The organism is Exiguobacterium sp. s48, assembly GCF_018617395.1.
Taxonomy (GTDB): Bacteria; Bacillota; Bacilli; order Exiguobacteriales; family Exiguobacteriaceae; genus Exiguobacterium.
The window spans coordinates 37,205-58,587 of record NZ_JACSKC010000001.1 but is presented as its reverse complement, the minus strand read 5'-3'; the positions used below and the strand labels follow the sequence as shown (position 1 = coordinate 58,587).

General features: G+C 47.2%; 24 protein-coding genes. 7 read left to right on the top strand and 17 right to left on the bottom strand.

The genetic code is table 11. The annotated features are described in order from the left end of the window. Nucleotides 1–19: 19 nt before the first annotated feature. The 11 genes from copZ to KNO66_RS00300 all read right to left on the bottom strand — a co-directional run bounded on the left by copZ (nucleotide 20) and on the right by KNO66_RS00300 (nucleotide 10,818). A complete protein-coding gene (gene copZ / locus KNO66_RS00350) occupies nucleotides 20–226 on the bottom strand; it encodes a copper chaperone CopZ (protein ID WP_015880952.1) in 207 nt (68 codons plus the stop codon). Then, on the bottom strand, nucleotides 223–2,334 hold the full coding sequence (locus KNO66_RS00345) for a heavy metal translocating P-type ATPase (protein ID WP_214739361.1): 2,112 nt from the start codon (nucleotides 2,332–2,334) through the stop codon (nucleotides 223–225). The genes copZ and KNO66_RS00345 overlap by 4 nt, the downstream gene beginning before the upstream one ends. A gap of 11 nt (nucleotides 2,335–2,345) precedes the next feature. Next, nucleotides 2,346–2,648 carry a metal-sensitive transcriptional regulator gene (locus tag KNO66_RS00340; RefSeq protein ID WP_214739359.1) on the bottom strand — a complete coding sequence of 101 codons (303 nt, stop codon included), beginning with the start codon at nucleotides 2,646–2,648 and terminating at the stop codon, nucleotides 2,346–2,348. A 91-nt stretch (nucleotides 2,649–2,739) separates the two neighbouring features. Next, on the bottom strand, nucleotides 2,740–4,287 hold the full coding sequence (locus KNO66_RS00335; protein ID WP_214739357.1) for a long-chain-fatty-acid--CoA ligase: 1,548 nt from the start codon (nucleotides 4,285–4,287) through the stop codon (nucleotides 2,740–2,742). A gap of 100 nt (nucleotides 4,288–4,387) precedes the next feature. Continuing rightward, nucleotides 4,388–4,861, bottom strand: coding sequence for a PTS sugar transporter subunit IIA (locus KNO66_RS00330; RefSeq protein ID WP_214739355.1), 474 nt, complete (start codon nucleotides 4,859–4,861; stop codon nucleotides 4,388–4,390). Between the two features lie 146 nt (nucleotides 4,862–5,007). Further along, nucleotides 5,008–5,997, bottom strand: coding sequence for a lipoate--protein ligase (gene lplA, locus KNO66_RS00325; protein WP_214739353.1), 990 nt, complete (start codon nucleotides 5,995–5,997; stop codon nucleotides 5,008–5,010). A gap of 71 nt (nucleotides 5,998–6,068) precedes the next feature. Then, the gene (locus tag KNO66_RS00320) at nucleotides 6,069–6,956 is read right to left on the bottom strand and encodes a Cof-type HAD-IIB family hydrolase (protein WP_214739351.1); all 888 of its coding nucleotides are present in this window, start codon (nucleotides 6,954–6,956) and stop codon (nucleotides 6,069–6,071) included. 80 nt (nucleotides 6,957–7,036) lie between these two features. Beyond that, nucleotides 7,037–8,428 carry a protoporphyrinogen oxidase gene (hemG, locus tag KNO66_RS00315; RefSeq protein WP_214739349.1) on the bottom strand — a complete coding sequence of 464 codons (1,392 nt, stop codon included), beginning with the start codon at nucleotides 8,426–8,428 and terminating at the stop codon, nucleotides 7,037–7,039. Beyond that, a complete protein-coding gene (gene hemH / locus KNO66_RS00310) occupies nucleotides 8,421–9,350 on the bottom strand; it encodes a ferrochelatase (RefSeq protein ID WP_214739347.1) in 930 nt (309 codons plus the stop codon). Before hemH ends, hemG begins: the two co-directional genes overlap by 8 nt. Nucleotides 9,351–9,352: 2 nt before the next feature. Beyond that, entirely contained in the window at nucleotides 9,353–10,396 is a 1,044-nt protein-coding gene (gene hemE, locus KNO66_RS00305; protein WP_214739345.1) for a uroporphyrinogen decarboxylase, read from the bottom strand. 116 nt (nucleotides 10,397–10,512) lie between these two features. Then, nucleotides 10,513–10,818, bottom strand: a complete 306-nt coding sequence (locus KNO66_RS00300) for a MerR family transcriptional regulator (RefSeq protein WP_074032630.1) — start codon at nucleotides 10,816–10,818, stop codon at nucleotides 10,513–10,515. A gap of 121 nt (nucleotides 10,819–10,939) precedes the next feature. Here KNO66_RS00300 and KNO66_RS00295 point away from each other — a divergent pair, with 121 nt between their 5' ends. Continuing rightward, nucleotides 10,940–12,244, top strand: coding sequence for an ammonium transporter (locus KNO66_RS00295; RefSeq protein ID WP_251127394.1), 1,305 nt, complete (start codon nucleotides 10,940–10,942; stop codon nucleotides 12,242–12,244). 171 nt (nucleotides 12,245–12,415) lie between these two features. On the opposite strand, the gene KNO66_RS00290 is transcribed toward KNO66_RS00295, so the two are convergent. Further along, nucleotides 12,416–13,549 carry an ABC transporter permease gene (locus KNO66_RS00290; protein ID WP_214739341.1) on the bottom strand — a complete coding sequence of 378 codons (1,134 nt, stop codon included), beginning with the start codon at nucleotides 13,547–13,549 and terminating at the stop codon, nucleotides 12,416–12,418. Continuing rightward, nucleotides 13,546–14,283 (bottom strand): ABC transporter ATP-binding protein, encoded by a 738-nt coding sequence (locus KNO66_RS00285; RefSeq protein ID WP_251127393.1) that lies wholly within the window; start codon nucleotides 14,281–14,283, stop codon nucleotides 13,546–13,548. Before KNO66_RS00285 ends, KNO66_RS00290 begins: the two co-directional genes overlap by 4 nt. Nucleotides 14,284–14,452: 169 nt before the next feature. On the opposite strand from KNO66_RS00285, the gene KNO66_RS00280 reads away from it, so the two are divergent. Next, nucleotides 14,453–14,704 carry a GlsB/YeaQ/YmgE family stress response membrane protein gene (locus KNO66_RS00280; protein ID WP_214739339.1) on the top strand — a complete coding sequence of 84 codons (252 nt, stop codon included), beginning with the start codon at nucleotides 14,453–14,455 and terminating at the stop codon, nucleotides 14,702–14,704. 48 nt (nucleotides 14,705–14,752) lie between these two features. Here KNO66_RS00280 and KNO66_RS00275 read toward each other — a convergent pair whose 3' ends face one another. Continuing rightward, nucleotides 14,753–15,802, bottom strand: coding sequence for a hypothetical protein (locus KNO66_RS00275; RefSeq protein ID WP_214739337.1), 1,050 nt, complete (start codon nucleotides 15,800–15,802; stop codon nucleotides 14,753–14,755). Nucleotides 15,803–15,922: 120 nt separating this feature from the next. On the opposite strand from KNO66_RS00275, the gene KNO66_RS00270 reads away from it, so the two are divergent. Beyond that, on the top strand, nucleotides 15,923–16,351 hold the full coding sequence (locus tag KNO66_RS00270; protein WP_214739335.1) for an HIT family protein: 429 nt from the start codon (nucleotides 15,923–15,925) through the stop codon (nucleotides 16,349–16,351). Nucleotides 16,352–16,384: 33 nt separating this feature from the next. On the opposite strand, the gene KNO66_RS00265 is transcribed toward KNO66_RS00270, so the two are convergent. After that, nucleotides 16,385–16,720 carry a hypothetical protein gene (locus KNO66_RS00265; RefSeq protein WP_214739333.1) on the bottom strand — a complete coding sequence of 112 codons (336 nt, stop codon included), beginning with the start codon at nucleotides 16,718–16,720 and terminating at the stop codon, nucleotides 16,385–16,387. Nucleotides 16,721–16,888: 168 nt separating this feature from the next. Between KNO66_RS00265 and KNO66_RS00260 the strand changes: the two genes are divergently transcribed. Together KNO66_RS00260 and KNO66_RS00255 are read left to right on the top strand one after the other, a co-directional pair. After that, nucleotides 16,889–17,245 carry a hypothetical protein gene (locus tag KNO66_RS00260; protein ID WP_214739331.1) on the top strand — a complete coding sequence of 119 codons (357 nt, stop codon included), beginning with the start codon at nucleotides 16,889–16,891 and terminating at the stop codon, nucleotides 17,243–17,245. A 61-nt stretch (nucleotides 17,246–17,306) separates the two neighbouring features. After that, nucleotides 17,307–17,870, top strand: coding sequence for an HTH-type transcriptional regulator Hpr (locus KNO66_RS00255; protein WP_015880933.1), 564 nt, complete (start codon nucleotides 17,307–17,309; stop codon nucleotides 17,868–17,870). Here the strand turns inward: KNO66_RS00255 and KNO66_RS00250 are convergent. Continuing rightward, complete coding sequence (locus tag KNO66_RS00250; RefSeq protein WP_353048485.1) at nucleotides 17,854–18,192, bottom strand: DUF1878 family protein; 339 nt, start codon at nucleotides 18,190–18,192, stop codon at nucleotides 17,854–17,856. The two genes, KNO66_RS00255 and KNO66_RS00250, sit on opposite strands and share 17 nt — an antisense overlap. Before the next feature lie 153 nt (nucleotides 18,193–18,345). Between KNO66_RS00250 and KNO66_RS00245 the strand changes: the two genes are divergently transcribed. Beyond that, entirely contained in the window at nucleotides 18,346–19,344 is a 999-nt protein-coding gene (locus tag KNO66_RS00245) for a peptidylprolyl isomerase (RefSeq protein ID WP_214739328.1), read from the top strand. 51 nt (nucleotides 19,345–19,395) lie between these two features. Here the strand turns inward: KNO66_RS00245 and KNO66_RS00240 are convergent, their stop codons facing one another. Continuing rightward, a complete protein-coding gene (locus KNO66_RS00240) occupies nucleotides 19,396–20,355 on the bottom strand; it encodes an HD domain-containing protein (RefSeq protein WP_214739326.1) in 960 nt (319 codons plus the stop codon). Between the two features lie 81 nt (nucleotides 20,356–20,436). Between KNO66_RS00240 and KNO66_RS00235 the strand changes: the two genes are divergently transcribed. Then, entirely contained in the window at nucleotides 20,437–21,360 is a 924-nt protein-coding gene (locus KNO66_RS00235; RefSeq protein ID WP_214739324.1) for a CorA family divalent cation transporter, read from the top strand. Nucleotides 21,361–21,383: the final 23 nt, after the last annotated feature.

The window sequence follows — 21,383 nt, the reverse complement described above, 5'->3', positions numbered from 1 at the left end:
ACTCGGGACTTATGCATCGTTATGCTTTTACATCGTATCCTTGCTCTTCGACTGCCTCCACCATCGCTTCAAGTGAGACAGAATCTTGATGAATTACGTCGACTCGATGCTCTTGAAGCGATACCGTCGCTGATTCGACACCGTTCAATTCATTCAATGCCCCCTCAACGGCAGCTTTGCAGTGATTGCATGTCATACCTTCTACTGTTAACGTTGTTTCTTTCATGATGATGATCCTCCTTGTGTTTTTAATCGTAATGCGTTCAAGACGACAGATACTGAACTGAACGCCATCGCCGCTCCAGCAATCCAAGGGGCAAGTAACCCCGCTGCAGCGACCGGGATGCCAAGACTATTATAGGCAAGGGCCCAGAACAAGTTTTGACGAATGTTCTTCATCGTCAACCGGCTCATATTCATCGCTCGACTCACGCCTTCAATGTCTTGCCCTACAATTGTAACATCTGCCGCCTCGAGCGCGACATCCGTACCACTTCCGAATGCGATCCCGACGTCCGCCACCGCAAGAGCCGGGGCATCGTTCATGCCGTCCCCTACCATGGCGACGCGACCTGATTGCTTCAAGCGTTCAATTTGGTCCGCCTTTTCAACTGGAAGGACTTCGGCAATCACTTGATGATGAGGGATGCCCAGTTCGTCGGCAATCGCGTAGGCGACTTCTTTCCGATCACCCGTCAAGACGTACACGTCACGCGTTTGACTAAGGGCTTGCACGACTTCACGACTTTTCGGTTTCAATTGATCTTGTAGCCCGAACGCCGCGACAATCCCGCTCTCATCCGCAACGTAGACCGGGGTCATCGCCCGCATCGACCAATCTGGCAATTTGTATCCGAGCTCTTCCATCATTCGAACAGACCCGATGATGAGTTCTTTCCCATCAACGACCGCTTTGACTCCTCGTCCGGCCAACTCTTCCACTTTTGTCACGACACCGTCGCCGACTTCCCGACCGATGGCAGCTGCCAAAGGATGCGTCGATTGGCGTTCTGCCATGACGGCACGGCGGAGCATCGTTTCATCTCCGAACGTTTCCACCACTTCCGGTGTCCCGTTCGTCAATGTCCCTGTCTTATCAAAAACAACGATGTTTGATTCATTGAGTGATTCGAGTTGCCCGCCACCTTTGAACAACACACCTTGTTCGGCCGCTCGTCCCGTTCCGACCATAATCGATGTCGGCGTTGCCAAACCGAGAGCACACGGACAAGCGATGACAAGTACGGCAATCGATGCTCGAATGGCCGTATCGATATCATTTAAAAGGAACGCCCAGACCGCGAATGTGATGGCACTGATGGCTACGACAATCGGCACGAAGACGCCCGAGATGCGGTCAGCCTGACGTTGAATCGGCGCCTTATCCGTTTGTGCCTGTTCGACGACACGTACGATTTGAGCGAGCATCGTCTCTTTCCCGACTCGTTCTGCTCTCATTAGGATGAGGTGGGACTGGTTGATCGTTCCGCCGACGACTTCAGCATCGATTGTTTTCTCGGCTGGAATCGATTCTCCTGTCAACATCGACTCATCGATGACTGTCTCTCCCTCAATGATTCGTCCATCGACCGGAATCTTTTCTCCCGGACGGACGACGAGGACGTCTCCTGCTTTGACGAGTTCGACAGCGACAGACCGTTCTTCACCGTCGACAAAAAGGATGGCCTCTTTCGCCTGAAGCGATAAGAGTGATTTTAACGCATCGGTCGTCTTCTCTTTCGCTCGTCCTTCTAACCATTTCCCGAGTAAGACGAGTGTGATGAGGACGGCACTCGTCTCAAAGTAGAGATGCGGATTCATCGGGTGCACAATCATTTCAAAAATAGAATAAAAGTATGCGGCCGATGTCCCCGTCGCGACGAGCACATCCATATTGGCCGAGCCGCTCTTCAAGCTCTTATAGGCCCCTTGATAAAACTGCGCCCCAATCCAAAACTGGACGGGTGTTGCTAGAGCGAATTGCCACCATGGGTTCATCAGCCATGGCGCATGAAATCCGAGTCCAGGTATATGCGTCAACATGACGAGGAGTAATGGTGCCGACAACAGTGCAGAGATGATGACTTTCCGTTGCAATGGGCGCAGATCATGCGGCGGTGCCATCTCTACTTTCGGCTCGGCTCCATATCCGATTTTTTCGATCCTCGCGATCAGCTCTTCTTCTGTAATGCCTTCATCGACACGAATCGTTGCCGTCTCGAGCGGAAGGTTCACCGTCGCTTCCACTCCGTCCATCTTGTTCAACACTTTTTCAATTCGTGCCGAACAAGCCGCACAGGTCATGCCTTGTATGGATAACTCAACGGTTTTCATGACATCCCTCCTTATTTTTTGATGCGGCTGACAATCGTCATCAATTCATCAATGTAAGGTTCCATGTTTTCCGTCTCGCTTGCATGAACCAAACACTTGCGCATATGACGTTCTAACAGTTGCATCTCGACTTGTTTCAGAGCGGCCTGAATAGCTGACGTCTGTGTCAAAATATCGACACAATAGCGGTCGTTCTCGACCATCTTTTGAATCCCCCGAACTTGTCCTTCGATTCGTTTTAGACGTTTCCCGAGTGCCTCCCGTTCGGCATCATCACGCGGAACGAGTGGTTGGTCATGTAAAAATTCATCCATGTTGATCACCTCACCATCAATATACCCCTACCCCGTAACAGTGTCAAATAAAAAGAATATAAAAGAGCGACACGAGGTCGCCCTTCTCTACTCAACTATTTTGGAATGCTTCGCTCTTCAAGACCGTTCGTAAAATCTTACCGGTCGTATTTCGTGGAAGCTCTTCGATTATTTCGATGTAGGTCGGTTGTTTATATTTTGCTAACTTCGTTTTTGTATAGGCAAGGATATCCTCCTTCGTCACCCCTTCATGTTTCGTGACGACGAATGCCTTTACCGCTTCCCCTTGTTCCGCGTCCGGCACACCGATAACTGCGGCTTCTACGATTTCAGGATGTTGGTAGAGGACCTCTTCTACCTCACGAGGGTATACGTTATAGCCTCCAACGATGACCATGTCTTTTTTCCGATCGACAATATAAAAGTAACCATCCTCGTCACGGCGCGCCAAGTCACCCGTATAGAGCCATCCGTCCCGAAGTGTTATCATCGTCTCTTCCGGTAATTTGTAATATCCTTTCATGACGTTCGGTCCTCGTACGATCAATTCCCCGACTTCACCGACGCCGACTTCTTCCCCAAGCTCGTCGACGACTTTGTTTTCGACATGAACGATTGAAGGGCCGATCGACCCAGCTTTGCGCTCCCCATGAAGTGGGTTAAAGCAAGTAACCGGTGATGCCTCAGACAAGCCGTACCCCTCTAGAATTTTACACTCAAATGTTTTTTCAAACGACTCAAGCAATTGAACGGGCAAACTTGCCCCTCCCGAAACAAATACACGAACGTGTTTCAACGCAGACGTATACGCCGGCACTTTCATCGCGGTCTGAAGCAAGAAGTTATACATCGTCGGCACTCCTGCAAAGAACGTCACACGATGTTTCGGTACTAAGTCAAACACGTCCTGTGGTGAAAATTTCGGTAAGATGACAATCGTCGCCCCACGAAGGAGTGGTGCATTCACAATGACCGTCAAACAGAAGACGTGGAACATCGGCAATGCCGCTAACGCTTTATCCTCTGGTGTGATGTCCAAATACTCCCCGATGGAATGCGCATTTGAGAACAGGTTCTGGTGCGTCAATAATGCGCCCTTCGGCTTCCCGGTCGTCCCACTCGTATAGAGGATGACGGCGACTTCATCTTCGTCCACTTCGATCAATGTCCCTTCTGATTCAGCAAACGCTTCTGCGAATGGGATGAATTCTATTTCGCCATCACGTTTCAACGCCGGAACATCAGCATATGGAACAGAAATCACGAGTTTCAATTGTGGCAATTTCGAGAGTGCCGCCTCCGCCTGTGCGACGAGCGGTGACAACCCAACGATTCCTTTGACGTCCCCATCGAGAAGAATGTAGGCCATTTCATCTGGCGTGTATGTAGGGTTGATCGGAATGACGACCCCTCCACGTGACAAGACGGCAAAGTATGCAATCAAGAACGCAGGACTGTTACCGAGTACGAGAGCGACATGATCGCCTTGTCCGATCCCTTTTTGTTCAAGTGTCGATGCCATCGCCTTGATTTGCCCATAAAACTGTCCGTAACTCACCGTGTCTTCCCCAAACACGTACGCTGCTTTCTGCGGGTGAGTGGCCACTACTTCTTGTAGTGACTTGACTAAGTTTGCCATGGTAATCCCCCTTTAAATGAATGATGATTCACTTTTGAGCCATAAAAAAGAGCACGTTGCCCGCGCCCTTTTCAATTACTTCTATTGTACATGAAATGTTTCAATAAGAAAACGCTTCCAAAAAGTTCGTCTGCAAATGGAATAGTCCGGCACGACTTTGTATCTGCACAAGTGCCTGAAGCGCTTCATCATCCATAAGCAAATCATCAATCAATTTATGATACGTTTGTTTTTTCATTTCTGTCGTAGCCGTAATCAATAACATGACTTTCGCATAAATCGATTCTCCCGTAATCGTTCTTACTTCACATGGGTTCAACAAATGAAGAAGGGAAATGCCATCTTGCTTCGCTATGGAGATGGGAACATCAATGACCGCAATCGGCTCGGCCACATCACTTACGCCCGACGGCATGATTGTTTCTTGATCGAGAACGACTCGCGTAAATGAAGAATCGACAATCTTTTTCCGTTCTAACTCTAGTCCAATCGCCTTAACAGCCCGTTCAAACGTCGATTGTTCCGTCACCCACATCCGACTCGGATCCATCCAATCACTGAGCCTTCGATACATAGTGATTCCTCCTATTTTTCATCAGCCTCTACGAAAGCGCTTGCACAAATTATAATACGCCTTCTCCCATTGAGGTGCAATCCGTACGTTCAACGTTCACGAAACTGCCAAAAAAGACGACCTCCGCAGAGATCGTCCTCACTATCTTAACTGATTAAATCGACTAATTCCTCGAGCTCGACATTTCCGAAGTAATGTTTCAAATCGAGTTGCATCAATTGCTCGCGGATGGCAGCACGTTCAAAACGCGTCCCAACGAGCGCTTGCTCGACGTCTTGGATGTCACCGACACCGAAGAAATCACCGTAAATCTTCGCTTCTGTGATCGTCCCTTTGTTGACGTTCAAGCGAACGTCGATTGTCCCGATTGGGAAACGACGTTTCGACTCGACGTCAAACTTCGGAGATTTTCCAAAGTTCCAATCCCAGTTCGCATAGCGTTCTTTTGAGATATCATGGACAATTTCCCAGTCCTCGTCACGGAGCACATAACGCTCCGGCTGTTCTCCGTCATAAATCGAATGAAGCAACGCCTCGACGAAATGTTCCATCTCCATCTCACGCTCTAAAAATTCAGTGATGTTTGCCACACGGCTACGCACTGACTTGATTCCTTTTGAACGCATTTTCTCTTCCGAGACGTTAAGCGAGTTCACGACCTCTTCAATGTTCGAATTGAACATGAGCGTCCCGTGGCTGAACATGCGTCCACGCGTCGTGAATTGAGCGTTCCCACTGATTTTACGTTCTCCGACCTGGATGTCGTTACGACCTGTCATTTCTGCCTCGACACCGAGGTTACGAAGCGCATCCACAATCGGTTGCGTGAATTTCTTATAGTTGTTGAAGGAGTTGCCATCATCTTTCGTGATGAAGCTAAAATTCAAGTTTCCTTCATCATGATAGACCGCACCCCCACCAGAGAGACGTCGAACGACATCGATGCCATTCTCTTCGATGTACTTCAAGTTGACTTCTTCTGATGTGTTTTGGTTCTTCCCAATGATGATGGACGGACCGTTAATATAGAACAGGAAGTAATCTTCATGGTCTACGTTTAAATGTTTAAGGATATACTCTTCAACCGCCAAGTTGATCTTCGGGTCGCGGATATCCGGATTAAAAATAAATTTCAAAGTTTATTTCCTCCTAGTCGAATGTTCGTTACTCGTATTATACGAAACGAGACGAGCGCTCGACAAATCTTTTACTTCCACTCACCTGTCATCACGCGCTTCAATGCGTTCGCCACACCGTATTCATCATGGCGCTCTGTGACATGGTCGCTGATGGCGATCAAGTCCTCATGGCTGTTCCCCATCGCAATCCCTTTGCCGGCCACTTTGAACATCGGTACGTCGTTCAAGTTATCGCCGATGACGACAACTTCGGATAAATCGATGCCATAGTGTTCAGCGAGTTTTGTCACACCGTTCCCTTTATCTGCACCGTGTGCCATCACTTCGATGTTGTCATTCCCTGAAGACGTGACGTACACGCCTTCGACTTGGTCTTCGATTTCTTTCCAAAGCCCGTTCATCTTCTCGACATGACTTGAGAACGCGATGAACTTATAGACACGCCCTGCCTCTTCCCGGATAAAGGTTTCAATGTCGTCGACAATTTTGACGTCCTCATTGACGTAATAGCGATTCTTGAAGAATTCATACATTTCGAGCGAACGATCGTCACCGTTCGCTTTCAAATTTTTCATGGATGCTTCAATCAAATCACCACGGCTCGCGACAAGTCCCGCCTCCGTATACATTTCGTAAAAGACGTCCGCATACTTATCATCTTGATGAAGCACGTCGATGACTTGTTGCGCCTCTTCGATCGTCAAATCGATTTCGTGAAGGACTTCTCCTGAAGTGTCGAGCACGCGCCCCCCATTCGACGATACGATCGGGCAAGAGAGTCCGACCTCATCTAAAATTTGTTTCGCATTGACATAGTTGCGCCCCGTCGCAATCGCAAAGCGAATCCCTGCTGCTTCTGCTTCACGAACGATTTCTGCCGTCTCATTCGCAATCTTGGTGTGGTTGTGCAAAATCGTACCGTCCATGTCTGATACAAAAAGTTTATACGTTGCCATCTTCCATCACTCCTTTTTCTCTTTCGCTTCTAACTATAACAAAAAGAAAGGGCTTCGGAACAATCCGAACCCTCCCTTCATCAAATCTCATTTTTTTCACTTAATGCCTTCACTTGTTCATGTACACTCTTCACGCAATCCGGCATCCCGATTCCATCATAGGCGATTCCGGCGAGAATGACACCTGGGTATACCCGGCTCATCTCGGCACGGAGTGCTTTGACACGATCGGCATGAAAGACCGCATAAGGCGGTAAGCCGTCGCGTAGACGACTAACGACCGTTTGAACGGGTTCACGGTGGATATGCATGAGACCACGAAGGTCATGCAGCGCCGTCTCAATAATTTCTTCATCCGATGCCTCCACGATGTCATCCGCTCCAGGGCGGCCTAAAAAGACACGGAGGACGTGATATCCTTCTGGTACGGCATGTGGCCATTTTTGGTCGATGAACGTACATGCCGTAATCGTCACGTTCGCTTCCTGACTCGTCACGAATCCCGTACCGACAAATGGAAGTTCAATATCTTCTTTTTTGAAGACTAGCGAACAGGTCGCCGTCGCATGTGGTTTCATATCTGCCAAAAAGTCACTGTCGACTTTCGGGAGGAACTGACGAATGAGACGTGGTGGGACCGTCAATACAAGATGGTCCGTATCAATGTCTCCACGATTCGTGAAGAGACGGTATCCGTCCTCGCGCTCGGACACTTGCTCGACGGAACAGTTCAATACGATTTCCGTCCGTTCCAATCGTTCGGCCAGACGGTCCGTCAGTGATTTGAGTCCTCGTTTCAATGAAGCGAACTGACCTACTTTTTTCGCCCCGACTTCCGCGACTCGTTGTTCGGGACGTAGATGACGCATCCCTTCATATAAGTTCCCGTATTTCTTTTCTCCCTCGATGAACTGTGGGAATGTCGACATCGCACTCATTTGATCGATGTCTCCGGCATAGATGCCAGAGAGCAACGGTTCAATCAAGCGGTCGACGATCGGGTCTCCGACACGTTCACGAAGATAAAGACCAAGTGAGACATCCGAGTCTGGCACTTCTACATCAGGTGGCGTCAGCAACATGTGTTTCAACGCTTCGTGCTCTTCTTCAGAAAGTAATGTCGTCTCACGAAACGCATTGACGTCGAGCGGGATCCCCATCACTGTCTGTTTTGGAATCGGATGAAGTCCGTCATGATGAAGGACGTAAGCCTGACCGACACCATTGCGAACGAGTTCATCACCTAAACCGACATCTTCAATTAATTCCGTCATCGCAGTCTTTCGAAAAACGTACGAATCCGGTCCACGTTCAACCGCAAATTCGCCCGTTTCATACGTATCAATCTTTCCACCGAGGCGATCGGTCGCCTCGAGCAACGTGATGGTCACGTCATCCGGCAAATAACGCTCTGCATAAAAAGCGGCGGTGAGACCTGTGATCCCACCACCGACAATCGTGAATTTACGCATGATGTACAATCACGCTTTCCATTCGATCCGCGATGGCTTCGATGAAGCTTCGCTCTGCATTTGGCATTGCTGGACGTGCGTAATGAACGCCTAGGCGATCACATACGACTTTACATTCGACATCGTTGTCGAACAATACTTCGAGATGATCTGCAACAAAACCAACAGGTGTATAAACAAACGCCTCGTAGCCATGCTTTTCATAAAGTTCAGCCGTCAAATCTTGAACATCCGGCCCAATCCAAGGATCTGGCGTGTTCCCCTCTGACTGCCAACCGACCTCAACATTCGGTACGCCTGTCGCTTGGGCAATTTTATCCGCTGTTTCTTTCAATTGATCTGGATACGGGTCGCCCCCAGCCAAGATTTTTTCAGGAAGGCTATGTGCCGACACAATCAGACATGCTTTTTCAGCAGGTACAGGCAAGTTCGCAAACGTTTCCTTGATTGCTTCCGCCCACCAGTTAATGAATTTCGGTTCGTCATACCATGAGTCGACCGAACGAATTTCGATGCCATACTTCGCCGCTTCTTCGTGGGCACGACCGTTATATGATTTGACGCTATACGATGAGTAATGTGGTGCCAAGACAACGGATACCGCCTCTTTAATGCCGTCGTTCGCCATTTGCGCGACCGCATCTTCAACGAATGGCTCGATATGTTTCAATCCGATATACAGTTTAAACTCGATTTCACCAGCATGACGCTCATTCAAGATGTCACGAAGCGTCTCCGCTTGATCGATCGTGATTTTTGCGAGTGGAGATACACCACCAATCGCTTCATAGCGTTCTGTCAAATCAAGGAGCGCTTCCGGTGATGGCTTGCGTCCGTAACGAATGTGCGTATAGTAACGTTCGATATCTTCCGGCTTGTACGGTGTGCCGTACGCCATGACAAGTAGTCCGACTGTTTTCATGATCAGTTGCCTCCCATTTTTTCGCGTGAGTAGTCGTGAATGAATGCCGTCAATTTGACGAGAACGGCTGGATCGACTTCTGGGAACACCCCATGTCCCAAGTTGAAGACGTATCCTGGTTGCTTCATTCCTTCATCCAAAATTTCTTTTACCTTCTCTTCGATGACCGGCCATGGTGCAAGTAAGAACGACGGGTCTAAGTTTCCTTGAACCGCTTTCGTGATTCCACGATCGCGCGCTTCTTGTACCGATAGGCGCCAGTCAAGCCCGACCACGTCAAGCGGAAGATCGTGCCATTCTTCGACTTGGTGACTCGCACCGACACCATGCATGATGAGTGGAATGTCGAGCGAACGCAATTCTTTGAAGATCCGTTCCGTGGTTGGTTTGATATAGCGCGCATAATCTTTACGGCTGAGTGTCCCGACCCATGAATCAAACAGTTGGAACGCCTGGATGCCAGCATCCGCTTGTGCCTTCGCATAGGTGATGACCATGTCACCGAGTTTTTCCATCAACGCATTCCACACGTCTGGCTCTGCATACATGAGTGCTTTCGTGCGATGGTAGTTCCGTGAAGGACCACCTTCAATCATATAGCTTGCCAATGTGAACGGTGCGCCTGAAAAGCCGATCAGCGGTACTTCTAATCGTTCCCGAAGTAAACGGATCGTGTCGAAGACGTATGAGATATCTTCTGGGTTTAACGGTTTTAAACGTTCCACATCTTCCATTGTACGATAGGGATTGTCAATCACCGGCCCGATTCCGCTCTTAATCTCGACATCGACTCCCATTGACGGAAGTGGCGTCATAATATCCTTATAAAGAATGGCCGCGTCGACTCCGAGTTGTTTCACCGGAAGTTCCGTGACATATGCACAAAGTTCAGGATCATGCGTGATCTCGAATAGTGACCTCGTCTTTTTAATCTCTCGATATTCCGGTTGGTAGCGTCCGGCTTGGCGCATATACCAGACAGGTACATAATCTGTCGCCTCTCCTTTAAACGCTTTTAAAATAGTATCGTTCATACGTCGCGTCATTCCCCTCTAAATTTCTCCTACACTCTTTATTCTCGTGTTTGTGAACTCAAAAACATTATACAGAAATTAATTAGAATTATGCTAATGTGAAGCATTTTCATTGTGTTTTCTTTGTGTCATTTTTTTGTCGGAAATGTTCGGAAGGCAGAATTCAACTGACCGCGAATCAAATCATCACGCTGCTTCGCCGACAATCGTCGTTCGCGCTCTTTAATATCTTGGATTCGCCAACCGTCCTCTAACTTGGTCGCCACTTCTACTAAACGCTCCACATCATGGAAAGAATATTTACGTGACCCGCCTTTCGTGCGTTCAGGAAAGACGAGACCTTTTTCTTCATAATAGCGGACCTGACGCTCAGAAAGTCCCGTCAACTCAGTCACGACGCCCATCCCGATTACTTTCTTCGATTTATAGTCCATTCGTCCTCGCCCTCCTTAATAAAAAAACTATGTCAGATAATCTGACAAATTGCAATCCAGCATGGAATTTTCGTTTTACACTGAAGTCAACTTTTAAAAAGCACCTAAGAAAAAGGAGGGCATGAACATGGAAGATATTCTTTTTTATATGGACACGCTGTATGTACTCATCGCTGCATTGCTCGTATTGACGATGCAATTAGGTTTCGGATTACTCGAGACAGGGACGCTCCGGGCGAAAAACGCCGGTCACGTCGCAGTCAAACAAATTATCAGCCTCTCTGTGGCGGCACTCGCTTTTTGGGCAGTCGGATTCGGCCTCTCATTCGGTGACGGGACAACTTGGTTCGGGACAGAAGGGTTCTTCTTAAACGGATCGTTCTCAAGCCTCGAGTGGGCAAATGTTTCAATCGACATCAAATTCTTATTCCAGTTATCATTCGTTGCAGTATCTCTCGCCATCGCGTGGGGTGGATTTGCGGAACGGGCTAAGCTATCTGCCTACGTTCTCTTCGGTATCTTCTTCGTTGCCATCCTCTACCCGATCGTCGCACGCTCAGTGTGGGCTGGCGGAATGCTTGGTTCGATGGGGATGCAAGACTTCGCAGGTTCGGCAGTCGTTCACCTTCAAGGTGGGATGGCGGCTCTCATGGCGACAATTATCCTAAAACCACGTCGTAAGACGGAATCACTCGCTGGTCATAACCACGTGTTGACAGTCGTAGGTGGACTCGTGCTTTGGCTTTGTTGGTTCGGCTTCAATGCTGGTTCGACGATGTCGGTCGCTGACGGATTCTTTGGTTACGTGGCGTTGACTACTATGCTTGCAACAGCAGCCGGTGCACTTGGCGCCCTTGGTATCGTCATGCTCCATCGGAAAACAGCGGACATCCCGACAATCGTCAACGGTGTTCTCGGGGCACTCGTCGCCATCACAGCGGCATGTGCATTCGTGGAGCCATGGGCAGCCGTCGTCATCGGTGCAATCGCCTCGGTCGCAACATACGGAACGAGCATCTTGATGGCGAAATATGTGGATGATCCACTTTGCGCCTTCTCGGTACACGGGGTGGCCGGAATCATCGGTACACTCGCACTTGGCTTCTTCGCTTCTCCTCGACTCGTTGAAATCACAGGAATCGGTTCTGCCGGACTCTTCTACGGCGGCGGATTGACACAGCTCGGCGTTCAGACACTCGGTGTGTTGATCGCAATGGTCATCGCGGGTGGTGGTAGTTACGCTTTCTTGAAACTCCTCGACGTCACAATCGGACTCCGTGTCACTGAAGAACAAGAAGATGTCGGTCTCGATATCGCAGAACACGGTGTGTCAGCATATGGTGAAGTTGAAGAAACGACAGAGAAACCTGGACGCCTTCCGAAGATTCTTGGTTCGAGCGTATCGGTCATGTCACCGAAAAAATAACTTCAATCTTTTTAACAGATAAGAGGTTGGTCACTGAACGACGGTGATCAACCTCTTTTTCGTTCCGTTTCAAGATTCCTTTCTGATTCAAAACAAAATGAAAAACGAACGAGGTTTTGTTTGAATCCCCTCGTCCGTCCATTGTTTTACGAACATCAATGAAAGATACTTTTACTTCAATCGTCTTAAATAGTAACGAATGACTACGATTGACAAGACCAATCCAACCGCTGCATCCCACGTGGCACCGAAAGCGACAGATGCAATCACCAGAACGATAGACTGGATGACAAGTAGTCGTAGCGCCCACCACGAGTACCCTTCAATCCGCTCATCACGCGTAATCGGTAGCCAGGAAACGATGGAAACCGCCTCTAACCGTTTAAACAACGGAACGAGCTGTAACGCCGTCAATCCTACGAAAAGCGGTGTGACGAACCCGACATACCAACCTCCCGACATCCACATCACAATGAGCGCCACCACAGTCAAACGAAGAATCAAATCAAGCGAATCATTCGAACGGATAATGCGAAGACCATACACGTAACGCGAAGCGTCCACGTGTTGGAGGACCCGCTTATCCAAAAGTCGTGTGATGAGACGGCGTTCTCGAACCTCTTCTTTTAAGGTCGGCAAATCGACGAACCAACTGATCACTCGTTCAAACTGAGCCCGACTTTTCTCTTCGAGTGTCAACCAATGTAGAAGCGGAATCCGCTCATTTCGCTTTAGATGTAAGAGAATAAAAGGAGCAAACGCTGGGATCCATGCCCACTGCGTCCAATCCATCAATAATAAGAATCCACTTCCGAGCGCAAACGGCAGGATTGTCCATTCGCGCACTCCTTCTACTTTCGCCAATCGCCCTGCAGCTGATAACAGCACCATCGTCACGACAAAAGATAACACTTCGATACTCGAATAACTCTCTGTTCGTACGAGAAGCGGTAACAAGACAAGGAGGACGAGCAATCCACGCAGTGCCGCAAAGACGAGATTAAACAAACGGACTCCAATCATATACGGTCGAATGTCCCCTAACTCCGGAAGTAAAAACACTTGGTCCGCCTCTTGAATAAACGTTCGTGGCCGATGACCGAGCGGCATGATCAACAGGACCACCGCGGCAATCCATACGCCCGGGAATGTCCCGTCGATTCGTTCTAAGAAGTTATTATAGACGAACGCCCCATAAATCAAGGTGAAGTAGAGCGTGAACAACAGTCCTCCGTTCGCAACGTAGCGACTGTACTTGACGACCTCTTCCATCCAATTTCCGAGCCTTGCTGTAAATCGATTCATGACAATCGCTCCTCCGAAGCGATCGCTTCTACGTAAATGTCATCCAGTGTCGCCTCTGCAGATAATCGATACGTTTCACGCAACTCTGCGGCTGTTCCGCTGGCGATGACTTCACCTTGATGGAGGAACACGAAGCGATCACAGTGTCGCTCCGCTGTTTCGAGAATGTGCGTAGACATTAGAATCGCACAGTCTTGTTTATACTCATCAAACAACTGAAGCAATTGACGAATCGCTAACGGGTCAAGTCCGACAAATGGCTCATCGACAATTAAAAGGGGCGTTTTCGTCACAAGCGCACACAAAATCATCGCTTTTTGACGCATTCCTTTTGAAAAAACGGAAGGGAACCAGGCAAGTTGCTTTTCCATTCGCATTTCTTTCGCCAAACGCTTCGTACGAGCAGCCAAATCGTCCGGGTTCACATCATATGCCTTCCCCATCAATTCTATATGTTCTTGTAAGGTTAACGTCTCATATAAAATCGGCGTCTCTGGTATGTAACTCACTTTCTTACGATACTTTTTTTCTGAAGAATCTAGAGTCTCTCCATCAATTTCGATTTTTCCGGATAGGGGTGACAGTAGCCCCAAAATGTGTTTGATTGTCGTCGATTTTCCAGCCCCGTTTAGCCCTATCAAACCGACGAGCTCTCCTTTTTTCACTTCAAACGAAACGTCATGCAAAACTTGTTTACCGAGGTATCCGCCGTTCAATCGATCGACGTGCAGCATGAAAACCACACCTTTCATTTTCAACTTTTTTTCGTGGTATATGTTTTAAATGTTGTCACATGGGAATAATCTGAACTGTAAGGCATTTTAAAATAAAACATCAATACTTCCATTGTTCCACAAAATCGTTGTAAAGAACAATGGGAAAACAGAGGAAGGAGAATGATTTATGGGGTTTATTCTTTATTTGATTATCGGGGGTATCATCGGTTGGTTAGCAGGATTGATTTTAGGTAAGGACGTACCAGGTGGAATCATTGGTAACATCATCGCGGGGATCATCGGTGCATGGTTAGGTGGAATGATCTTTGGTGACTTCGGACCGATCGTTGCGGACATCGCGATTATTCCAGCTCTTATCGGTGCGATTATCCTGATCTTGATCGTATCGTTCGTTATGAAATCAATGCGTAAGGCATAATCATGTTATGTATAGGAGGGGCTTCCATTATGGAATGTCCCTCTTTTTTCATTGAATCAGTAAATACATCGCGTCATTTTTTTCGATAAACTGTTTCTCGGTCTCAAGTCCAAAGAATGTAAAGAACGATTCGAAAAAGGATTGACCGTAATCCCACTCTGTTCCGAGCCGATGTTCCGATTTCGCTTTCGGTTCACCGAGAAGAGCAATCAAATCATCCGGACGTTTGTCGAGGTCGACTTGAATCGATTCGACTTTCTTACCTTTAAACGTGACGGTCAATCGTTCGTAGTCCCATTTCCCTTCGCGCTTTTCAATTGGTTCACCAAGCGTTTCTTGCACCTGCTGACCGGACTGTCCGATTAAAGCATCAACTGTTTCGAGTGAGTGACCCGTTTGCGCCTCCACTTCAATTTCAATCAATTCAGCCCGCTTCAAGTCGAATTGTCCAGCAATGGTCTCGCTCGATTCGGGCATGAGGGCATATTCAATCGATTTCGAGGAAATCAATTGAATCGTTTCCGTCTCAGTGACCGTCTCTCCATTGGTGACCGCTACCGCTTTGACATCATATCGACCTGGCATCTTTTCAAATGATAGCGTTCCATTGGCCTCATCGATTCGCCCCTCTTGTTGCCCATCAATCCAAATATTCGTCAATGCCAAGTCCGAAGTCACGTCAATCCGTTGAGGGAGCAGTTCGATGCGATAGTCAGAAAATCCATACTTTCCTTCTCCCGTATCGATCAAACGAAAGAGTCCTTCTGTTTCCAAACCTGACGCTCGGTTCGCACGGTCCTTCGCAACTTCTGCGATCGCTTCTCCTCGAATGGATTTCTCATCGTTCAACCACCCCATGAATCGCAAGGCCTCCGCTCGCGATAAGGGTTCTCCAAGGTATTCGACTTTCTCCTCAAAGAAAGTACGGTCTTCTTCTAATAAGGCCTCTTTGAATGCGACATGAATCTTGTCTTGTTCCGCCGCCGGCTTATACGCATATATATAGAAAACAATGGATCCTACTAAAATAGCTATTACAGATGACATGGTTACAATCTTTCGGCGCCCGTCTTTTTTACGACTTCTTGTATACGACATATCCCCACCTCCTTTCTGACTTCTATTATAGAAGGAATCAATCTCTCTTCCTATCGTTCTTGCGCCCGAACTTCCATGTTATGATGGAACGGAAACGACATTTAGAATGGAGGCATACAGATGCATACTGATTCAAACTGTATCTTTTGTAAAATCGCGCAACAAGAAATTCCATCCTATCGGGTATATGAAGATGAAGCGGTCGTCGCTTTTCTCGACCTCTCTCAAGTGACGAAAGGGCACACGCTCGTTATCCCAAAACATCATGCGAAAAACGTTTACGAACTACCTGAAGATGTCGCAGCGGACGTCTTTAAACGCGTTCCGACCATTGCCAAAGCGATTCAACGCGAGACGGGTGCAATCGGAATGAACGTTTTATCTAATGCCGAAGAAGTTGCTGGGCAAACGGTCTATCACTTCCACATTCATTTAATCCCGCGTTTCGGACACGAAGATGGGTTCGGCGCAAAATGGATCACACAAAACGATGCGTTCACGTCTGAAGAACTCACAACACTCGCATCAAATATTCATGCACACGTGTAAGACAGACAGAGACCCGTCGATGACGGGTCTCTTTTATGATTGATTGATGGAGTCACGGTGTCGTTTCCGCTCCTCTTCCAACTGTGCTCGCTCGACCTGAAGCTTGATTGCCACTTCATATAACTGTTGACGCGTCTTGACAGATGTCGCTTGTTCAAATTCTTTTCTTAATTCAGTTAGACGGGCATCTATTTCAAGCATACGCTTTTCTCGCATCGATTCTTCACGTGCCTGTTTCGTTTGCTCCGACGCTTCGTACCCCGCCTCTAGTGTATTCATAATAGATTCGGCCCAAGTGTCATCTCCCAGTCGTTTCGCAGCGAGATATAGGTCAAGCATATCATCTACCCAACGCTTCGCTTTCTCCACTGAGGATCACCTTCCTTTACCTATATTTTAAAATAAAATGATTTTTCGGTCAAAATTGAATGTTCTGAAAAATTTTATTTGCAATATAGGTTTTTAATCACTCTTTTTTGGTAAAATAATATGAAAAGAATGTATTTCTGATTATCCGAGCTTGAGGAGGGGAATGAATTGTCGAGTCGCCAACGTCGGGATTGGATTGCTTTCGGCTTTGTTTTAGCATTTCTAGGAGTTGCAACGTTTAAGAAATTGGCACGAGGAACAGCAAATGACGCCGCTGCTCAACAGCATCGGGCATCCACAATCACTACGCTAAAAGAACAATTTGGCAATGTGGCGAAGCATGCATCGCAGGTTGCTGCTGCAGGTAAACTACAAGGAAAAGAATTGACTGACCAAGTGAAAGCCGAAGTCGAACGCTATCAACAAGACATTCAGCCTTCAGTCGAGCGTATTCAAGGGAACCTTAAAGAGCTCTCGAACGTACAGTCTACTATGACTGACCAAACCGTCAATCAAACACAATGAGTGTTTGAGGTCATTGTCCGTCGATTACATTTGACTTTTTATCCGGAAAGGATGGATCGAGATGGAACACGAAAAAGAATTCACTGGCCCTGAGGCCATGCTCTATAGCCACAAAATCATTCAATTGAGTAAGGCTTTGTGGAAAACCGTCGAAAAAGACTGGCAAAACTGGATTAAACCATTTGATTTAAACATCAACGAACATCATATTTTATGGATTGCCCACGCTTTAGGCGGTGCTTCGATTTCTGAAATCGCAAAATATGGCGTCATGCACGTCTCGACCGCTTTCAACTTCTCGAAGAAGTTAGAGGATCGTGGATTACTTACGTTTTCTAAAAAAGAGACGGACAAACGAAATACGTATGTCCAATTGACACCTGAAGGAGAATCGTTGTTGCTTGAGACGATTCATGCGTTTGACCCGGAAGGAAACGGCGTGTTCCGTGCTTCCCTTCCACTACAAGAACTCTATGGCAAGTTCCCTGACTTAACAGACATGACAGCGATTGTCCGTCGACTATATGGGGACAACTTCATGGACATCTTCGCAGAAACATCTAAAATGATTACAGAAGAGGCAGGCAGACGCCCTGATGAGGATGAACTCAGTCAAGAAGCCTGACCTGCCGATAAAGTGGTTCTGTAACGTCTAATTCGATTCCTTGACGGACACATGCCTCAAGAATCGTTTTGACGTCTAGTCTCACATCTAACATACCTGCGAAATGGACGAGCAGTGGCTCTATGGACGTATATCCATAGCGTAATTGCTCGTTTTGTTGTTCCCGAATCTCTTCAAGCAATTGATAAAACGACTCGACATCCTGTTTTGTCAAGTTTGCTCGAATCACTTCATATTCAAATGGACGATCCGTCCAATCGATAATATCGAGTAAGATTGTCATCTGAAATGCTAAATGCTCGACCTTCTCCTCTAGCGACACTTCCCTCACCCCATCATTTCACATTCTATTTCATCATTATACGACAGGATTGTGTGCTATGATACTGTACAGACAAGAGAACAGCTGTCATGATTAGGAAAATGTGATATAGTCGGACTTAGAAACTTTAAAGAATTATTAGGGGTGGAATACATGTCAAACGGAATGACAAACGAACCAAAAAAGCAAGATAAGAAATTCTCAACCGGCGCTCTCGTCGGAGCATCTGCACTCGCACTCGTTATTGGTGCTGGCGGTACGTACGCCGCAACGAACGCAGGTGGCGAATCAGATAGTTCAGCAGTCGTCACGTACAAAGGCGGCGAAATCACTCGCGGTGAAATCGCAGATAAGAGTTATGACCGCATGGTGCCACAACTTGCATTCCAAGAGACAATGAATGCACTTCTTGAAAAAGAATACGGTGACCAAGTCGACCAAGAAAAAGTAGACGAAGAGTTCAGTAAGACAGAAGAACAATTCAACTCAAAAGAAGAGTTTGAACAAGCGATTCAACAAGCAGGTATGAGCGGTACAGAAGAGTTCAAAGAAGCACTTCGTGGACAAATGCTCGTTGATGCTGCCAAATCTGAACTTGTCGACGTGACAGATGAAGACATCGAGGCACAGTTCGCAAAAGAGAACGTGGAAGTGGAAGCTAGCCACATCCTCGTCGAAACAGAAGAAGAAGCACAAGATATCATCAAACAGTTGAATGACGGTGCGGACTTCGCTAAACTCGCGAAAGAAAAATCAACGGATACCGGTTCAGGTGAAAAAGGTGGAGAGCTCGGTTTCTTCTCTGCTGGCGCAATGGTACCTGAATTCGAAGATTATGCATTCCAAGAGGATGTCGTCGGTAAGATCTCTGAGCCAGTCCAATCACAATTCGGTTACCACGTCATCAAAGTGACAGACCGTAAAGAGAAAGACTTGAAACTCGAGGACGAGAAAGATCGTATCCGTGAAGAGTTGGCGGCTGAAAAATCAGCTTCTGTCGATGCGAACAAAATTTACGCTGAGTTGATTGAAAAATACAACGTAGACGTGAAAGATGCAAAAGCAGAACAACAATTTGACGCTGTCAAAGAAGCGATCAAAAACGCAGACGAGTCTTCAGAAGAACCTGCAGAAGAATCAACTGAACAATAATCACAAAGGGGCACTCCAGCAATGGAGTACCCCTTTTTCGTTGATCACCTATTATAGATTCGGGCGATAGAAGGCACGGTTATCGAGTGCCATGACACGCTCTGTGAATGTCCCCGGCTCGACCCCTTCATACGCTTTCTCAAACATATTCATGCGCGCATCGATGTTATCGATAAAGAACAACATCTCCGCTTCAGGAAGCTGAGGCGTATTCGCAGAGCCCCATTCCGGTTTCCCATGATGACTCAAGACGAGATGTTGCAACAAGGTCGTCACTTCACGGTCCGTTCCAAGTTCTCGTGACACGACTTCAATCTCCGATGCCATGAGTGACAAATGACCGAGCAATTTCCCTTCAAGCGTATACTCTGGTGTAATCGCATCAGACAACTCGATGACCTTCGCCAAATCATGCAAAATCACACCTGCAATCAAAAGATCACGATTCAAGGATGGATACAGTTCACACATCGTATCCGCGAGCTTCAACATCGACATCACATGGAATGCAAGTCCCGAGTAGACCGCATGATGATGACGAACGGCAGCTGGGTACGTAAAGTACGCCTCTTCATGACGATTCACGACTTCCTCGACCAGACGGCGAATCTCATCGTGTTGAAGTGACGTGATGAATTCACGAATCGTCGTTTCGAGCTCTGACTTTGGAATCGGTGCCGAGCGGACGTACGGTGCGATATCCACTTCCTGCTCGATGATTGAAATTTGTTTTAGTTTCAACTGCGTGCGTCCACGATAGTCCATCACTTCTCCCGCCGCATGAACGATTTTTTTCGTTGCATACTTTTCGGTATCTGAACTGTCCCACAATTTCGTTTCGATTTCGCCACTCTCGTCGCAAAGGATTAATGTTAAATAAGGTTTCCCGTTCCCGGCAAGTCCCTTATACGATTGTTTAATCATGACATACTGGTCTAGCGTGTCGCCCACTTTGAGCTGACCGATTTTTGTCGTCAATGAAAGCACCTCTCTCTTATTCAGTACCTTCATCTTATCGAAAGTTTGCGACAGATGCCAACATTCCTGACAATTTGGGAATACTATCAATATAGTGAATTGGAGGAATGGATGATGGAATGGGATTGGTATACACGACCGGAAGACTATGTGCATGTTGATCAGCAATATGCCCAAGCCTATACGTATTGGCTTGAACAATTGACGACCTCGAATGTGACGAAGATTGTCGTCGAGAACGGATATATGTATGGTTCACTCACGCTCGACTATGAACAGTTAGAACGGGAGCCTCAAAAAGTTGGCCATTATTTTATCGGACCCGATTTTTTATGGACGATTGGGTTTGATGATTTACATCATGAATCGGTACTCGCTAAAGCATGCAACTCTCCGCTCGAAGCATTTTATGAGTTACTTGCCGAACGGATGAACAACTATTTCCATGGCATCGATGAGTTTGAAGAACGACTACTCGTTGCACAAAGAGAAATGGCAGGTCAGGTCCCTGCGACCTTCATGAATGAGATCTTTGGTCTTCGAAGTGAAATCGAGCGCTGGTCAGATACCGTAACACCTTATAAAGAACTTCTTATGGCAGGACGGGAGGCTTTTTTAACGATCGATTTACAGACGTTAAAATCCTATCAACTCGCGGACTATCGGGTAAATCGATTATTGGCGCTCATCACGCACTACCAAGGGGACGTCATTGCTATGACAGACCTCGCTTCCACCCTCTCAAACTTTCGTGGGAATGAGATCATGAAGGCGCTCACCGTATTTACAGCCTTGACGACCCCTGTCGTCGCCTTTGGTGCGATTTGGGGGATGAACTTTAAAAACATGCCTGAACTGGAATGGCCGCTTGGATATGGATTCGCCTGGCTCATGATTCTTCTCTTCACGCTCATCATCCAAGTGTGGTTGAAACGAAAAAATTGGATCGGTTCGCTATTACAGTTTCCGAATCAAACCATGTCAGCAAAAGATAAAGCCAAACAAAAATCTAAAAAAACGAACAAAAGTTCGTTATAATAAAAGAAAGTGAACTGTATAGA

What these genes read in the sequence shown, in the direction of transcription:
- KNO66_RS00300 (WP_074032630.1), bottom strand. Translation starts at nt 10,818, where the DNA reads ATGGACTATAAATCGAAGAAAGTAATCGGGATGGGCGTCGTGACTGAG.
- KNO66_RS00320 (WP_214739351.1), bottom strand. Translation starts at nt 6,956, where the DNA reads ATGGCAACGTATAAACTTTTTGTATCAGACATGGACGGTACGATTTTG.
- hemE (WP_214739345.1), bottom strand. Translation starts at nt 10,396, where the DNA reads ATGACGCGACGTATGAACGATACTATTTTAAAAGCGTTTAAAGGAGAG.
- KNO66_RS00340 (WP_214739359.1), bottom strand. Translation starts at nt 2,648, where the DNA reads ATGGATGAATTTTTACATGACCAACCACTCGTTCCGCGTGATGATGCC.
- KNO66_RS00345 (WP_214739361.1), bottom strand. Translation starts at nt 2,334, where the DNA reads ATGAAAACCGTTGAGTTATCCATACAAGGCATGACCTGTGCGGCTTGT.
- KNO66_RS00270 (WP_214739335.1), top strand. Translation starts at nt 15,923, where the DNA reads ATGCATACTGATTCAAACTGTATCTTTTGTAAAATCGCGCAACAAGAA.
- KNO66_RS00330 (WP_214739355.1), bottom strand. Translation starts at nt 4,861, where the DNA reads ATGTATCGAAGGCTCAGTGATTGGATGGATCCGAGTCGGATGTGGGTG.
- KNO66_RS00245 (WP_214739328.1), top strand. Translation starts at nt 18,346, where the DNA reads ATGTCAAACGGAATGACAAACGAACCAAAAAAGCAAGATAAGAAATTC.
- KNO66_RS00295 (WP_251127394.1), top strand. Translation starts at nt 10,940, where the DNA reads ATGAACATGGAAGATATTCTTTTTTATATGGACACGCTGTATGTACTC.
- copZ (WP_015880952.1), bottom strand. Translation starts at nt 226, where the DNA reads ATGAAAGAAACAACGTTAACAGTAGAAGGTATGACATGCAATCACTGC.
- KNO66_RS00280 (WP_214739339.1), top strand. Translation starts at nt 14,453, where the DNA reads ATGGGGTTTATTCTTTATTTGATTATCGGGGGTATCATCGGTTGGTTA.
- KNO66_RS00240 (WP_214739326.1), bottom strand. Translation starts at nt 20,355, where the DNA reads ATGAAGGTACTGAATAAGAGAGAGGTGCTTTCATTGACGACAAAAATC.
- KNO66_RS00290 (WP_214739341.1), bottom strand. Translation starts at nt 13,549, where the DNA reads ATGAATCGATTTACAGCAAGGCTCGGAAATTGGATGGAAGAGGTCGTC.
- KNO66_RS00335 (WP_214739357.1), bottom strand. Translation starts at nt 4,287, where the DNA reads ATGGCAAACTTAGTCAAGTCACTACAAGAAGTAGTGGCCACTCACCCG.
- KNO66_RS00235 (WP_214739324.1), top strand. Translation starts at nt 20,437, where the DNA reads ATGGAATGGGATTGGTATACACGACCGGAAGACTATGTGCATGTTGAT.
- KNO66_RS00255 (WP_015880933.1), top strand. Translation starts at nt 17,307, where the DNA reads ATGGAACACGAAAAAGAATTCACTGGCCCTGAGGCCATGCTCTATAGC.
- KNO66_RS00285 (WP_251127393.1), bottom strand. Translation starts at nt 14,283, where the DNA reads ATGCTGCACGTCGATCGATTGAACGGCGGATACCTCGGTAAACAAGTT.
- KNO66_RS00275 (WP_214739337.1), bottom strand. Translation starts at nt 15,802, where the DNA reads ATGTCGTATACAAGAAGTCGTAAAAAAGACGGGCGCCGAAAGATTGTA.
- hemG (WP_214739349.1), bottom strand. Translation starts at nt 8,428, where the DNA reads ATGCGTAAATTCACGATTGTCGGTGGTGGGATCACAGGTCTCACCGCC.
- hemH (WP_214739347.1), bottom strand. Translation starts at nt 9,350, where the DNA reads ATGAAAACAGTCGGACTACTTGTCATGGCGTACGGCACACCGTACAAG.